The following is a 14,371-nucleotide window of genomic DNA, read 5'->3' on the forward strand; positions in this document are numbered from 1 at the left end:
GCAAAAGGGCGGCAAAACTCCTGATAGATTCAAAGAAATAAAAAGAAGAGATCAGGAGGTACATACAATATGGAAACGGGAAATCGCAGGGAAAGAAAAAGGCAGGTCTTTTGCCTGGCAGCAGCGCTTATAGCAGCGGCAGTCATTACAGGTTTCCTTGTCTGGCAGAGAGGAATGCTGGTGGAGGCAAGAAGCCGGGAAGCACAGGAAGAGCTGGCGGAAACGGTGCTGCGTTTTCATGTACTGGCTGACAGCGATTCGGATCGGGATCAGAAGTTGAAAATGGCTGTAAAAGAAGTCCTTCTTTCCTATATGAAAAAGAATATGCCGGAAACGGATGATCTGGAAGAAACCATAGAGTGGATGGGCAGTCATCTTAGTGATATGGAAAAGACCGGCGAGATGGTTCTTCGGAATGAGGGATGTACGGATGAGGTCAGCGCAGAGGTCGTGAAGGATTATTTTCCGGAAAAAAACTATGGAGATGTGACATTTCCGGCGGGAGAATATACAGCTCTCAGGGTAAAGATCGGAAGCGGGCAGGGGCATAACTGGTGGTGCTGCCTGTATCCCAACCTTTGTTTTACAGATGCTGTCCGGTGTGTTGTGCCGGAAGAGGGAAAGGAAAAAATGGGACATGTGTTAAGTGAAGATGCGTACGATATGGTTACGGCATTTTCGGACTTTAAGATAAGATGGTTTTTCTTCGGGGATGGTGCATCCGGGAAATAACCAGGTAAGGCGGAGGCAGAAACGTTATGACAGAATTTTTAGTCAGGCATTTTATAAAAGATTATCACAAGACAGAGGAACTGAATGTGCGGACGCAGTACGGCACGCTGGCAGGGGTTGTGGGCATTATCTGTAATGCCCTCCTTTTTGCTGTAAAGGCGGCAGTGGGGATTGCCATGCACAGTATTTCTGTTACGGCAGATGCATTTAACAATCTGTCGGATGCAGCTTCTTCTGTGATCGGTCTTGTGGGGGTGAAGCTGGCGGGAAAGCCGGCAGACAAAGAACATCCCTTCGGACACGGAAGAATGGAATATATTACGGCGCTTGTGGTTTCCTTTCTTGTTATTGAAGTAGGACTTACTTTTTTTAAGGATGCATTTTCCAGAATATGGAATCCACAGAAACTGGAATTTCAGTTTATATCGGTTCTGATTCTGGTCTTATCCATTGGAGTAAAACTGTGGATGAGCCTTTTTAACCGGAAATTGGGAAAAAGGATTGATTCTAAGGTAATGCTGGCGACAGCGGCAGATGCCGTGGGTGACGTGATCACCACTTCTGCCACCGTGATCTCCCTGTTGTTTTTCTATTTTACAGGAATCAATATTGACGGAGTTATCGGTGTTTGTGTATCATTGGTAGTCATATGGGCGGGGATTGGAATCGCAAAGGATACATTGAAGCCGCTTCTGGGAGAGCCTACTTCTTCTGCAGATTATGAGAAGATTACCAGATTTGTGGAGAGTTATGACGGAATTATCGGAAGCCATGACCTGATCGTGCATAATTATGGACCGGGCCGCAATATGGCATCTATACATGCGGAAGTGCCCAATGATGTGGATATTGAGGAATCTCACGAGATTATTGACAGGATCGAGCGGGACGCTATTTCGCAGATTGGAGTTTTTCTTGTTATACATATGGATCCGGTGGAGACAAAAAATGAAAGAATACTGGAAATCAGGAAACAGGTGGAGGCGAGCATAAATGAGATCGATCCGGATGTAACGATCCACGATCTGCGCGTAGTGGAAGGTAAGGAAAGGATCAATCTTATATTTGATATGGTAGTTCCCTTTGCTTATTCCAGAGAAGAGCAAAAGGAGCTGGAGCGGAAAGTAAGGAGTTACTTATCAGAACGGGACTCCAGATATCAATGTGTGATCACAGTAGAACAAAGTTTTGTGGCACAGGGAGAGGAAGGATAAAGATGTACACATATGAAAGCAGGGTAAGATTCAGTGAAGTAGATCATTATGAGACAATGACGCTTCCGTCTATTATTAATTATTTTCAGGACGGGAGTATTTTCCAGTCAGAGGATATCGGTCTGGGTGTAGATTATCTGAAGGAAAAGAAAAGAGCGTGGGTGCTGTCTTCCTGGCAGGTTGTTATCGAGCGGTATCCGCGCATCGGAGAGAAAATCCGGATCGGTACGTGGGCCACAGGCTTCCAGGGACTTTACGGCTACCGGAATTTCTGCATGTGGGATGAAAAAGGGGAAAAGGCTGCGTATGCCAATTCTATCTGGGTTTACATGGATCTGGAGAAACAGCGTCCTGCAAGACCGCCGAAGGAAGAAGTGGAAAAGTACGGGACAGAAGAGGCGCTGGAGATGGAATATGCACCCAGAAAAATCTCTTTGCCGCAAGATGCTTTGTCAGGAGAGATCTTCCCGGTGCGAAAATACCATATTGATACGAATGAGCATGTAAATAACTGCCAGTATGTCCAGATGGCATTGGAGGCTGCCGGGGAAGAACTGATGGTAAGACAGATGAGGGCGGAATATAAAAAGTCTGCTTTATTGCATGACAAAATACTGCCAAAAGTGGCGAAAGAAGGAGAAAGGACAGTGGTGGAACTGTGTGAGCCCGACGGAGGAGTTTACGCAGTGGTGGAGCTGACAGGAGAAAAAAGATGTTAGAAAAAGGTTTGGGAAAAAAGCAGGTACTTAAGGTTGTAAAAAAGACAGATTTCGGAATATATCTTGGAACGGAGGAGGAGAGAGTGCTTCTGCCGGGCAGACAGGTACCGGAGGGGACGAAGATCGGAGATGAGCTGGAAGTGTTTCTCTATCGCGATTCCAGAGACAGGCTGATCGCCACTACGCATGAACCCAAAATACAGCTTGGTGAACTTCACGTTCTGACAGTGGCAGATACAGGGAAAATAGGAGCGTTTCTTGATTGGGGGCTGGAAAAGGATCTTCTGCTTCCTTTTAAGGAGCAGACCGCAAAAGTGAAAAAAGGAGATTCCTGTCTGGTAAGTCTGTATGTGGATAAGAGTGGCAGACTTTGCGCTACTATGAAAATCTATGAAAAGCTCAGAACAGATTCTCCTTATAAGAAAGATGATAAGGTTACAGGAATCATCTATGAAAAGAGCAGCAATTTCGGACTTTTTGTAGCGGTTGATAACTGCTATTGTGCGCTGATCCCTAAAAGGGAAGCGCCCGGAGGATATAAAGTGGGTGATGTGGTAACAGCCCGCGTCGCAGAAGTGAAGCCTGACGGAAAGCTGGATCTTAGTGTGCGGGAGAAGGCATTTATCCAGATGGATGCAGATGCGCTGATCATTCTGGAGCGTCTCAAGGAACATGGAGGAGAGCTTCCGTTTACCGATAAAGCCGATCCGGACCGGATCCGGGAAGAGTTCGGATTCAGTAAAAATGCTTTTAAGCGGGCAGTGGGCAGACTCTTAAAAGAAGGGAAAATAGAAATACGGGAAAAAAGCATTGCAATTCGGTAAAAATTGGTTATAATGAGGGTGTGTAGTGAAATAAGTATGGAAAGTGAGGAATGACAGGACAATGAAAGTACAGAATATAACAGACATTGACAGGTTTTTTAAAGTAGTAGACGAATGTAAAGGAAGAGTGGAACTGGTGACAGGAGAAGGGGACAGACTGAATCTGAAATCCAAGTTATCACAGTATGTATCCATGGCAAACATTTTCTCCAACGGAGAAATTCCGGAGCTGGAAATTATTGCTTACGAAAAAGAAGATATTGACAGACTCGTATCCTTTATGGTGAACGGCTAATTGAAATGAATCCGGAACAGGCGGGCATGTTGTCGATAAGGGGCAGCATTCCCGCCGTTTTAGCATATAGGAAACTTCGTTTTTTGTTTAGAGAGAGGGAAAGACATGAGTTTTGCACATCTGCACGTCCATACGGAATACAGCCTTCTGGACGGTTCAAACAAAATAAAAGAATGTGTGTCAAGGGTAAAAGAGTTGGGGATGAACAGCGTTGCCATCACCGACCATGGCGTTATGTACGGCGTCATTGATTTTTACCGCGCGGCAAAGGCAGAAGGGATCAAACCTATCATCGGCTGTGAAGTCTATGTGGCGCCGGGGTCCAGATTTGACAGAGAGGCCAGAGGAAGTGATGAGAGCAGGTATTATCATCTTGTGCTTCTGGCGGAGAATGACCAGGGCTATCATAATCTGATGAAGCTGGTTTCCAGGGGATTTACGGAAGGGTATTATTATAAACCCCGTGTGGATATGGAGCTTTTGGAACGCTATCATGAAGGGCTGATTGCCTTGAGCGCCTGCCTGGCAGGAGAAGTTTCAAGAAATATTCTCAGGGGCATGTATGAGGAGGGCAAGGAAGCTGCCCTTCGCTATGAGAAAATTTTCGGCAAAGGCAACTTCTTCCTGGAGCTTCAGGATCATGGGATTGCCCAGCAGACCATGGTAAATCAGGCTCTGTTGCGGATGAGTCAGGAGACAGGGATCGGCCTTGTGGCGACAAATGATATCCACTATACTTATGCGGATGACGTAAAGCCGCATGATATCCTTCTGTGTCTTCAGACCGGCAAGAAACTGGCAGATGAGGACCGGATGCGATATGAGGGCGGACAGTACTACATCAAATCCGAAGAAGAGATGAAGGAGCTGTTCCCCTATGCGCTGGAAGCGCTGGAAAATACACAGAAAATCGCTGACAGATGCAACGTGGAAATTGAGTTCGGGGTGACGAAACTTCCGAAATACGACGTCCCGGACGGCTATACTTCCTGGGAATATCTGAACAAGCTCTGCTTTGAAGGACTGGAAGAAAGATATGGTGTGAAAGGCGGAGAGCACAAAGGAGAGGTGGATCAGGAGCTTAAGGATCGTCTGACCTATGAGCTGTCCATCATTCACGATATGGGATACGTGGATTATTTTCTGATCGTCTGGGATTTTATTAAGTATGCAAGAGATCACAAGATCATGGTGGGGCCGGGGCGTGGATCGGCAGCGGGAAGTATCGTTTCCTATTGCCTTGGAATTACCAGCATCGACCCTATTAAGTATCAGCTGCTGTTTGAGCGTTTCCTTAACCCGGAGCGAGTGTCTATGCCGGATATTGATGTGGATTTCTGTTTCGAGAGACGTCAGGAAGTCATCGACTATGTGGTAAGAAAATACGGCTCCGACCGGGTGGTGCAGATTGTTACTTTTGGTACGATGGCTGCAAGAGGAGTCATTCGGGATGTAGGGCGTGTGATGGATCTGCCCTATGCGTTTGTGGACAGTATTGCGAAAATGATTCCGAAGGAATTGAACATTACTCTGGATAAATCTCTGTCTATGAATCCGGAATTAAAGAAACTGTACGAGGAGGACGGGCAGGTACGGGAGCTGATCGATATGTCAAAAAGGCTGGAAGGTCTTCCGAGACATACATCCATGCATGCCGCGGGCGTGGTGATCAGCCAGAAAGAAGTGGATGAGTATGTGCCTCTCTCTCTTGGTTCAGACGGTTCGGTAACCACACAGTTTACGATGACGACCCTGGAAGAGCTGGGACTCCTTAAAATGGATTTCCTCGGTCTTCGGACGCTGACTGTAATCCAGAATGCAGTGGATCTGGCGGAAAAGAGTACCGGAACACAGATTGATATTAATGCAATTGATTTTAATGACCAGGAAGTGCTGGAGTCTATCGGAAGCGGTCGGACAGACGGTGTGTTCCAGCTTGAAAGCGCGGGGATGAAAAGCTTCATGAAGGAGCTGAAGCCAAAGAGCCTGGAAGATATTATCGCTGGAATTTCTCTTTATCGTCCGGGACCGATGGATTTTATTCCCCAGTATATCAAAGGGAAGAACAGCACAGGAGAGATTACCTATGACTGCCCGCAGCTTGAGCCGATCCTGGCGCCCACATACGGATGTATTGTTTATCAGGAACAGGTTATGCAGATTGTGCGTGATCTGGCCGGTTACACTCTTGGAAGAAGCGACCTTTTGAGAAGAGCTATGTCCAAGAAAAAGGGCGATGTGATGCAGAAAGAGCGCCAGAACTTTGTGTATGGGAATCCTGATGAAGGGGTGCCCGGATGCGTCAACAATGGAATCGACGAAAAAACAGCCAACAAAATTTATGATGAGATGATTGATTTTGCAAAATATGCCTTCAATAAGTCTCATGCGGCGGCATATGCTGTTGTTTCTTATCAGACTGCCTATCTGAAATATTATTATCCGGTAGAATTTATGGCGGCTCTTATGACATCCGTGATTGAAAATCCGCCGAAAGTGGCAGAATATATTTACAGCTGCCGGCAGATGGGAATTGAAATCCTTCCGCCGGATATCAACAGAGGAGAAGGGAATTTCTCTGTGGATGAAGGAAATATCCGGTATGGGCTGGCGGCGATCAAGAGCATCGGACGTCCGGTGATCCAGGAAATTATTGAGGAGAGGGAAATCGGCGGAGAATTTAAGAGCCTGAAAGATTTTATTGAACGAATGTCCGGAAAGGATGTCAATAAACGCAGTATAGAAAACTTTATCAAGGCAGGTGCATTTGACGGACTTGGCGGAACCCGGAAGCAGTTTATGAGTATCTACATCCAGATTCTGGATCAGGTAAACCAGGAGAGAAAAACTTCCATGGCAGGGCAGATGTCTCTTTTTGATCTTGTGGGGGAAGAGCAGAAAAGCGAATTTGATATTCCTCTTCCTGATGTGGGAGAATATGATAAAGAAACGAAGCTTGATTTCGAAAAAGAAGTGATCGGGGTATATCTGACAGGACATCCACTGGAGGATTATGAAGAAAAATGGCGGAAAAATATTTCCAAGACTACACTGGATTTCCAGATTGACGATTCCACCGGGCGGGCGAGAGTGTATGATGGTGCCAAGGAAACGGTGGGCGGTATGATCACTGCCAAAACCATAAAACATACAAAGAACAATAAGATGATGGCTTTTCTGACTCTGGAAGATCTGGTGGGAAATGTGGAGATTGTCGTTTTCCCAAGGGATTATGAAAAGAATCAGCGTCTTTTAAACGAGGAAAGCAAGGTATTCATCCGGGGAAGAGTATCGGAAGAAGACGATGCTCCCAGTAAGCTGATCTGTGAGACGGTTATTCCCTTTGAACAGACAAAGAGGGAGCTGTGGATCCAATATCCGGACAAGGCGGCCTATATGGAAGATGAATCCCATCTTTTTGAACTGCTGAAGGCCTCTGACGGCGACGATACAGTCGTGATATACTGCAGGGCAGAAAAAGCAGTGAAAAGACTTCCGGCGGGGCGGAACATCTATATTGAACCCGGGATTCTAAGCAGATTGACGAATTATTTCGGAGAATCTTGTGTAAAAGTTGTAGAAAAGCCCATTGAAAGCATAAGATAGATAGGGTAGAATAGGAAGCAAAGCGAAAATTAAGAAGTATGAAAATATAGTTACAGATGGAGGAAAGATATGGCAGCAGAAAAAGTGATTCGTACAATTGGAGTTTTGACCAGCGGAGGCGATGCGCCCGGAATGAATGCAGCGATTCGTGCCGTTGTTCGTACAGCATTGGGAAAAGGCGTAAAGGTAAGAGGAATCCGTAAAGGATATCAGGGCCTTCTGGATGAGGAGATTATCGATCTGACTGCAAGAGATGTATCTGATACAATTCAAAGAGGAGGAACAATCCTTCAGACAGCACGCTGTGAAGAAATGCGTACAGAAGAAGGACAGCAGAAAGCAGCAGCTATCTGCAAAAAGTATGGAATCGACGGACTGGTAGTCATCGGAGGGGACGGTTCCTTTGCAGGAGCACAGAAACTGGCAAATCTGGGAATCAATACCATCGGTCTTCCGGGAACCATTGACCTTGATATTGCATGTACCGAATATACCATTGGATTTGATACAGCTGTAAATACGGCAATGGAAGCAATCGATAAAGTCAGAGATACATCCACTTCTCATGAGAGATGTTCTATTATTGAAGTTATGGGCCGTGATGCAGGTTATCTTGCTCTGTGGTGCGGTATTGCAAACGGAGCAGAGCGTATCCTTCTTCCGGAGGAGCACGACTTTAACGAAGAAGCGATCATCGCAGATATTCAGGAATGCCGGAAGCGTGGAAAGAAGAATTACATTATCATTAATGCAGAAGGTATCGGCGGTTCCATTGAGATGGCAAAGAGAATTGAGGAAGCAACAGGAATGGAAACAAGAGCAACCATTCTGGGACACATGCAGCGCGGCGGAAGCCCTACATGTAAAGACCGTGTATATGCTTCCATTATGGGCGCAAAGGCAGTGGAGCTTCTTCTGGAAGGAAAGAGCAACCGTGTAGTAGGCTACAGACATGGTGAGTATGTAGACTTTGATATTGATGAAGCGCTGAATATGCAGAAGGGCATTCCGGCGTACCAGTATGAAATTGCAAGAGAGTTGGCGCTGTAAATGACAAAAGATGTATTGATCAGTATTTCCGGTCTCCATTTTGATATGGAAGGAGACAATGGGAACGGTGAGCCGGTAGAGATCATAACTCCGGCTTCCTACTATCTGAAGAACGGAAAGCATTATGTGCTGTACGATGAGGTAGTAGAGGGAGTTCCCGGAAAAATAAAAAATACAATTAAAATTACAGACAGCGATATGTTTGAAATCCGGAAATCCGGCATTGCAAATACCCACATGGTGTTTGAACGGGGAAAAATGAATATGACATCTTATGAAACTCCATTTGGAGAGATGATGGTAGGAATCCACACAAGAAATATTACAACAGAGGTGGAGCAGGAAAAAATAGATGTGCATATCACCTATGCCCTGGATGTCAATAACGAACCGTTGGCCGACTGTGAGATTGATGTGAAGATCTGTCCGATCCGCAGAGAGGATGGGGCAGTAGTAGGTTCTTGATCTTTATAGAGAGAAAGTGCAATGAAAGAATAAAAACAAACCCGCGGGCTTTGAAAAGCTGCGGGTTTTGCTTTTGTCATTCCTATGTCTGTTAAGCTCTGTTTCGAAGTCTTGCCAGAAAGCCTTTTTTCTTGGTCGGTGTTTCCAAAGGACCTCTAAGTCCCTTTACTGCAGTGATGTAAATTCCGCTGACAGTAGCTTTCACTTCTTTCTTTACCGGAATTACATTATAAATATTGGAATCACACATCAATGTCATGATCTTCGGACCGATCTTTGCCTTTACGATCGGCACCTTGGAACGGCGGAGATATTTCGGTGTATTCTCAATGACAATAGAAGGAAGACCGGATTCTTTCAGTTTCATTTTCTTTTTGTCAATGATCAGCATAGATACAGTCTGTGCGGCCGCATCCAGTTTTTCCTGCTGTTCAGCCTGGCGTTTCTCGGCTCTTTTTCCAAGGAAATATAATACAATACAAGCAATGATCAATACGACCAGTATGACCAAGAGAACAATCGTCAATGTATTCACGGGGAACCTCCTCAATCTTAAGTATTTTCGCAAATTTTATTGTAGCATTGTTTCAGAAAGAGCGCAAGTGAAAAAGATGTCATAAAGTGAAAAGATGTCATAAAGTGAAAAGTCCATAAAGCGAAAAGAGCTTGTAAACAAAAAGAGTTCTGATTATAATAGAGGAATCACAGGAGGAAGTAAATTTTGCTTCCGGTATTTATTATAGTTATGTAAGGAGAGGAGAAAAATGCTGGAACTTATTGGGGACGGAGCGCAGATGGGTTTCTGGTGGATTATGGACCATCTGCTTTTTATCAATATATTTCTTTCTATCCTGATCATATTTTTTCAGAGAAAAAATCCGATGACAGTGTGGGCGTGGCTTCTGATCCTGTATTTTATTCCGGTTCTGGGCTTCGGTCTGTATTTGCTTCTGGGACAGAACTTCCGAAAAGACAGAATGTTTAAGATGAAGGAGATCGAAGGGGAAGTAAAATATACGATCCGAAGGCAGGAAGAGTCAATCTATCGAAAGAAACTAAGGCTTAGAGATCCGGAGCAGGAACGATTCAAACATCTGATCCTTTACAATCTGAACGAGGCGGAGGCAGTGCTTACCGACAATAATGATATACAGATCTATACAGATGGAAAGGAAAAATTTCAGGCACTTTTAAATGAGATGGAACATGCCAGAAATTATATCCATCTGCAGTACTATATCATTAAGAATGATGAACTTTGGCAGGAAATAGAAGAAGTGCTGATAAGGAAAGCGAGACAGGGTGTGGAAGTGCGCGTTCTCTTTGACAGCATGGGATGCCGAACTATGCGCAACAGCGACTGGGTAAGACTGGAAAACGCCGGCATACAGGTGGCAGAGTTTTTCCCGGCTATCCTGGGAAATCTGCAGCTTAGGATCAATTACCGGAACCACAGGAAGATTGTGGTGATCGATGGGCGGATCGGATTTGTAGGCGGTTTTAATATCGGAAGAGAGTACATTGGAAAGGATAAGAAATTCGGCTACTGGAGGGATACGCATATTTGTATAGAAGGATCGGCAGTCACCTCGCTGGCTGTGAGATTTGTTCTGGACTGGAATTACGCGGCCCGGGAAAATCTGTTTCTGGAAGACCGGATTTTTGAAATCCCCACTTATATACGCAGCGGGCGGGATCCGGTGCAGATCATATCCAGCGGTCCGGACTCCAAAAGCCAGGTTATCCGGAACAATTACCTTAGATTGATCCATCTGGCAAAGAAGAGCATTTATATTCAAACGCCCTATTTCATTCCGGATGACGCTATTCTGGAATCCCTGAAGATTGCGGCCAAATCCGGTATTGATGTAAGGATCATGATCCCCTGTAAACCGGACCATCCTTTTGTTTATTGGGCGACTTATTCCTATATGGGGGATATGGTGGAAGCGGGGGCCAGATGCTATACCTACGACAGAGGATTTCTGCATTCCAAATGTATGTGCGTAGATGGACTTGTTACCTGCATGGGGACTGCAAATATGGACATCCGCAGCTTCAGTCTGAACTTTGAAGTAAATGCCACGATATACAGCGCCAGGACAACAATAAAACTGCAGGAAGCTTTTGAAAATGATATTCCTTACTGTACGCTGATCACAAGAAAGAAATACAAGGCAAGAAGCCTTTATATACGATTCAAGGAACAGTTCTGCCGTCTTCTGTCACCGCTTTTATAGAAAAAGCGGATTTGGAAATGCAGAAAAAAGGGAGTCAAAAAAGAGAGTTGGGGAAAAGGGTTTTCTTTCATGGACAGATGTGCTATGATGAAAAAACAGGCGAAATTATGAGATAAAACAGAGGTGTGAATATGAAAAAGAAAGCAGTTGTATTATTTGCCGGACTTCTTGCATGTTCTGCAATGCTGGGAGGCTGCGGCGGAAATCAGGCGTCCAATGATTATGTAAAAGTGGGCGGATATAAAGGAATTGAAGTGGACAAGGTAGAAGACAAGCAGGAAGTAAGCGACGAGGATGTAGACAACTATATTCAGGCTGTGCGTCAGCAGAATATGGCAGAAGCAGAAGGCGCTGCAGCAGAAGACGGAGATACTGTCAATATTGATTTTGTAGGAAAAATGGATGGCCAGGAGTTTGACGGAGGTTCTGCCCAGGGTCAGGAAGTTACCATCGGATCAGGAAGTTTTATTGATGGATTCGAAGACAGTATCATCGGCCATAAAGCAGGGGAAACTTACGACTGGAACGGTCAGTTCCCGGATCCCTATGAGAATAAGCCGGAATATGCCAGAAAACCGGTTACATTTACGATCACAGTCAATTCTGTTATGCGTATGCCGGAATTGACAGATGAGTTTGTACAAACTGTTTCGGAAGAGTCCAAGACAGTAGATGAATACAAAGAAGAAGTAAAGAAACTCCTGGAGGACAGCGCGGAAGATAACTACCAGTATGACCTGGAGAGTGAAGCCTGGGAGACAGTGGTTGAAAAGGCTGAGGTGATAAGCTATCCGGAAGATGAGGTCAAGGAGGCAGAAGAGCAGATCATCAATAATTACAAGAGTCTTGCAGAAGCATACGGCATGGAATATGAAGATTATATTACCAGCCAGGGTGAGGAAGTAGAAGATTTTGAAAAACAGGTCAATGAAGTAGCAAAGAACAGTGTAAAACAGAAATATCTTGCACAGGCTATTGCAGAGAAAGAAAAACTGACGCTGACAGACAAAGAATATGAAGAGGAATTTAAGAAGCTGGCAGAAGAATACGGATATCCGGATGTTGATACCATGAAGGAATCAGCCAGCGAGGATGAACTGAAGAACATTGTGCTTCAGAATAAAGTAAAAGAATGGCTGGCCGACAACTGTATACAGGTTGTCAATGAATCAGCCGAGTAAGAAGCAGGAGAAGGCGGACGTATTGTGAAAAGCGATGCGTCCGTTTTTTGCGGATACGTCCGGAGGGCGACCGCCGTGTTTGTCCGATCAGAAAGAAAAGATAAATCATAATTTAGTGTCTTTTTTTGTCGATTCTATTGTATACTGTCTGTAGCGTCGGTGTACAAGGGAACGCTATGCGAAGGGATAGTCGAAATGACAAAATAATACAATATTTGTCCGGATGGATAAAAGGAATCAATGAGACGGACGAAGGATAAAGGAGAGAGTAAAGTGATAAAGAAAATGACAAACAGTAATATGAAGAAAATAGCGATGGTGCTTGTGATATTAGTGGTGCTGCTCCTTTCGATGACCGTTATTTCAAAAGCGGCAAGTGATCCGGCGAACCACACGGAAACGCTGGAACCATTAGATGAAAAGAAAGAAGACGTTCTGAAACTGACGGCAACATCGGCGGCAGCATCAACGGCTCTTGCGGCAATTCCGGGGGATGCGACCACGCCGGTGGCGAACAAACTGGCAGACTTAACATCATATTTTTTAATTATTCTTATGGTTATCTTTCTGGAAAAATATCTGGTTACCCTTACCGGATATGCTGCGTTTTCCATACTGATTCCAGCGGCGTGCGCCCTGTTAATAGCGGGGATATGCGCAAATAAGAATTTCTTAAAAGTATTGGCGGCTAAGATAGCGGTGTTCGGCCTGGTTATATACCTGATCATTCCGTTCAGCATGAATGTTTCTTCCGTCATAGAAAAGACGTATGAGTCATCAGTGGAAACGACTATAAAGGAGGCGCAGGATATTACAGATGAGATAGACGAAAGCTCGGATTCCGAAGGGAATATACTGGACCAGGCTATATCAAAGATTAAGGGCGGAATATCAGGATTGCTGGAAAAGGGGGAAGAGCTTTTGAATCGTTTTATCGAAGCAATTGCTGTCATGATGGTAACTTCCTGCCTGATACCAATTGTTGTACTGCTATTTGCGTTTTGGATCATTCGTATGTTGTTTGGAATACAGATCAATGCGCCCAAGGACCTGCCGAAACGGATTTCCTCTAAAATGCCGGGAGGCAAAAAAAGATCCGTGGAATTACAGAAAAAAGGAGAAAATGTATGAAATCACGGGGAAAAAGTATAAATTTATTTTTGATGGATGGAGAAGCAACCGGAAGGATTAAATGTACACTTGCGAACTGGACAGGAGTTGCCTATAAAATTCCAAGGACAGAACTTGAAAAATGTAAGGACAGGGAAGACCTGAAGCAAAGCGGCGTTTACTTCCTTTTTGGAATATCTGATGATTCCGGGAAGGACATGGTGTATATAGGACAGGCCGGCTCAAGAAAGAATGGAGAAGGTATTTTAAACCGCCTGCAGGAACATAAACGGAATCCCGAAAAAGATTACTGGACAGAAGCGATTGTTTTCACCACATCAAATAATTCATTTGGTCCGACGGAAATCAGCTATCTTGAGAATAGATTTTGTAATTTAGCGCTTGCCGCAAACCGGTATGAGGTTAAAAACGGTAATGATCCTACTCATGGCAATATTACAGAAGAAAAAGAATGCGAAATGGAAGAGTTTATCGACAATGCCAAGGTTGTGATGGGTACGCTTGGACATAAATTATTTGAACCTCTGAGAAAACCCGCGTCAGAACAGGAAGGAGAAATATCTGAAAAAGCGGATAGCGATGTCAGACTTCATTTAGAGCGCAATATAAAAAATGTGGGAAAAGTGGAAGCAAACGGCATGCAGACATCAGAGGGTTTTGTAGTTTTACAGGGCAGCCATATTTCACCGTCAGACGACGATACAATTCCGGCAGTTATAAAAGAACGCCGCCGGAAAGCACGTGTAGATGAATCATTTGTTTTGCAGGAAGATGTTCTTTTTAACAGTCCGTCTTACGCGGCCATGTTTGTTATCGGAAAAAGTGCAAATGGACTGACCAGCTGGAAAAATGAAGCTGGAATCACATTGAAAGCGATGGAGAGAAATGGAGATTTAGAATAGAGGGGAGATGAC

At 44.6% G+C, this 14,371-nt stretch carries 13 protein-coding genes; 12 read left to right on the top strand and 1 reads right to left on the bottom strand.

What is annotated here, in order from left to right; all coding sequences use genetic code 11:
• Window positions 1-69: 69 nt before the first annotated feature.
• From spoIIR to R2J37_RS03050, 8 genes are all read left to right on the top strand, one after another.
• Complete coding sequence (gene spoIIR / locus R2J37_RS03015) at window positions 70-732, top strand: stage II sporulation protein R (protein ID WP_316266196.1); 663 nt, start codon at window positions 70-72, stop codon at window positions 730-732.
• Between the two features lie 26 nt (window positions 733-758).
• On the top strand, window positions 759-1,946 hold the full coding sequence (locus R2J37_RS03020) for a cation diffusion facilitator family transporter (protein ID WP_230107134.1): 1,188 nt from the start codon (window positions 759-761) through the stop codon (window positions 1,944-1,946).
• 2 nt (window positions 1,947-1,948) lie between these two features.
• On the top strand, window positions 1,949-2,665 hold the full coding sequence (locus R2J37_RS03025; protein WP_230107133.1) for an acyl-[acyl-carrier-protein] thioesterase: 717 nt from the start codon (window positions 1,949-1,951) through the stop codon (window positions 2,663-2,665).
• A complete protein-coding gene (locus tag R2J37_RS03030) occupies window positions 2,659-3,489 on the top strand; it encodes a CvfB family protein (RefSeq protein ID WP_316266197.1) in 831 nt (276 codons plus the stop codon). Before R2J37_RS03025 ends, R2J37_RS03030 begins: the two co-directional genes overlap by 7 nt.
• 61 nt (window positions 3,490-3,550) lie before the next feature.
• On the top strand, window positions 3,551-3,784 hold the full coding sequence (locus R2J37_RS03035) for a polya polymerase (protein ID WP_230107131.1): 234 nt from the start codon (window positions 3,551-3,553) through the stop codon (window positions 3,782-3,784).
• Between the two features lie 105 nt (window positions 3,785-3,889).
• Window positions 3,890-7,390 (top strand): DNA polymerase III subunit alpha, encoded by a 3,501-nt coding sequence (locus R2J37_RS03040; RefSeq protein WP_256194214.1) that lies wholly within the window; start codon window positions 3,890-3,892, stop codon window positions 7,388-7,390.
• A gap of 69 nt (window positions 7,391-7,459) precedes the next feature.
• On the top strand, window positions 7,460-8,440 hold the full coding sequence (gene pfkA / locus R2J37_RS03045) for a 6-phosphofructokinase (protein WP_230107129.1): 981 nt from the start codon (window positions 7,460-7,462) through the stop codon (window positions 8,438-8,440).
• A complete protein-coding gene (locus tag R2J37_RS03050) occupies window positions 8,441-8,905 on the top strand; it encodes a YwiB family protein (protein WP_230107128.1) in 465 nt (154 codons plus the stop codon).
• A 91-nt stretch (window positions 8,906-8,996) separates the two neighbouring features.
• Here the strand turns inward: R2J37_RS03050 and R2J37_RS03055 are convergent, their stop codons facing one another.
• A complete protein-coding gene (locus R2J37_RS03055) occupies window positions 8,997-9,440 on the bottom strand; it encodes a hypothetical protein (protein ID WP_230107127.1) in 444 nt (147 codons plus the stop codon).
• Between the two features lie 229 nt (window positions 9,441-9,669).
• Here R2J37_RS03055 and cls point away from each other — a divergent pair, with 229 nt between their 5' ends.
• The 4 genes from cls (at window position 9,670) to R2J37_RS03075 (ending at window position 14,359) form a co-directional block, all read left to right on the top strand.
• On the top strand, window positions 9,670-11,145 hold the full coding sequence (cls, locus tag R2J37_RS03060; protein WP_230107126.1) for a cardiolipin synthase: 1,476 nt from the start codon (window positions 9,670-9,672) through the stop codon (window positions 11,143-11,145).
• 131 nt (window positions 11,146-11,276) lie between these two features.
• Window positions 11,277-12,326 carry a trigger factor gene (tig, locus tag R2J37_RS03065; RefSeq protein WP_316266198.1) on the top strand — a complete coding sequence of 350 codons (1,050 nt, stop codon included), beginning with the start codon at window positions 11,277-11,279 and terminating at the stop codon, window positions 12,324-12,326.
• Window positions 12,327-12,599: 273 nt separating this feature from the next.
• Window positions 12,600-13,457, top strand: coding sequence for a hypothetical protein (locus tag R2J37_RS03070; protein WP_316266199.1), 858 nt, complete (start codon window positions 12,600-12,602; stop codon window positions 13,455-13,457).
• The gene (locus tag R2J37_RS03075; protein ID WP_316266200.1) at window positions 13,454-14,359 is read left to right on the top strand and encodes a GIY-YIG nuclease family protein; all 906 of its coding nucleotides are present in this window, start codon (window positions 13,454-13,456) and stop codon (window positions 14,357-14,359) included. The genes R2J37_RS03070 and R2J37_RS03075 overlap by 4 nt, the downstream gene beginning before the upstream one ends.
• Window positions 14,360-14,371 lie beyond the last annotated feature (12 nt).

The sequence above is a fragment of the Claveliimonas bilis genome (assembly GCF_030296775.1).
GTDB classification, from domain to species: Bacteria; Bacillota; Clostridia; order Lachnospirales; family Lachnospiraceae; genus Claveliimonas; species Claveliimonas bilis.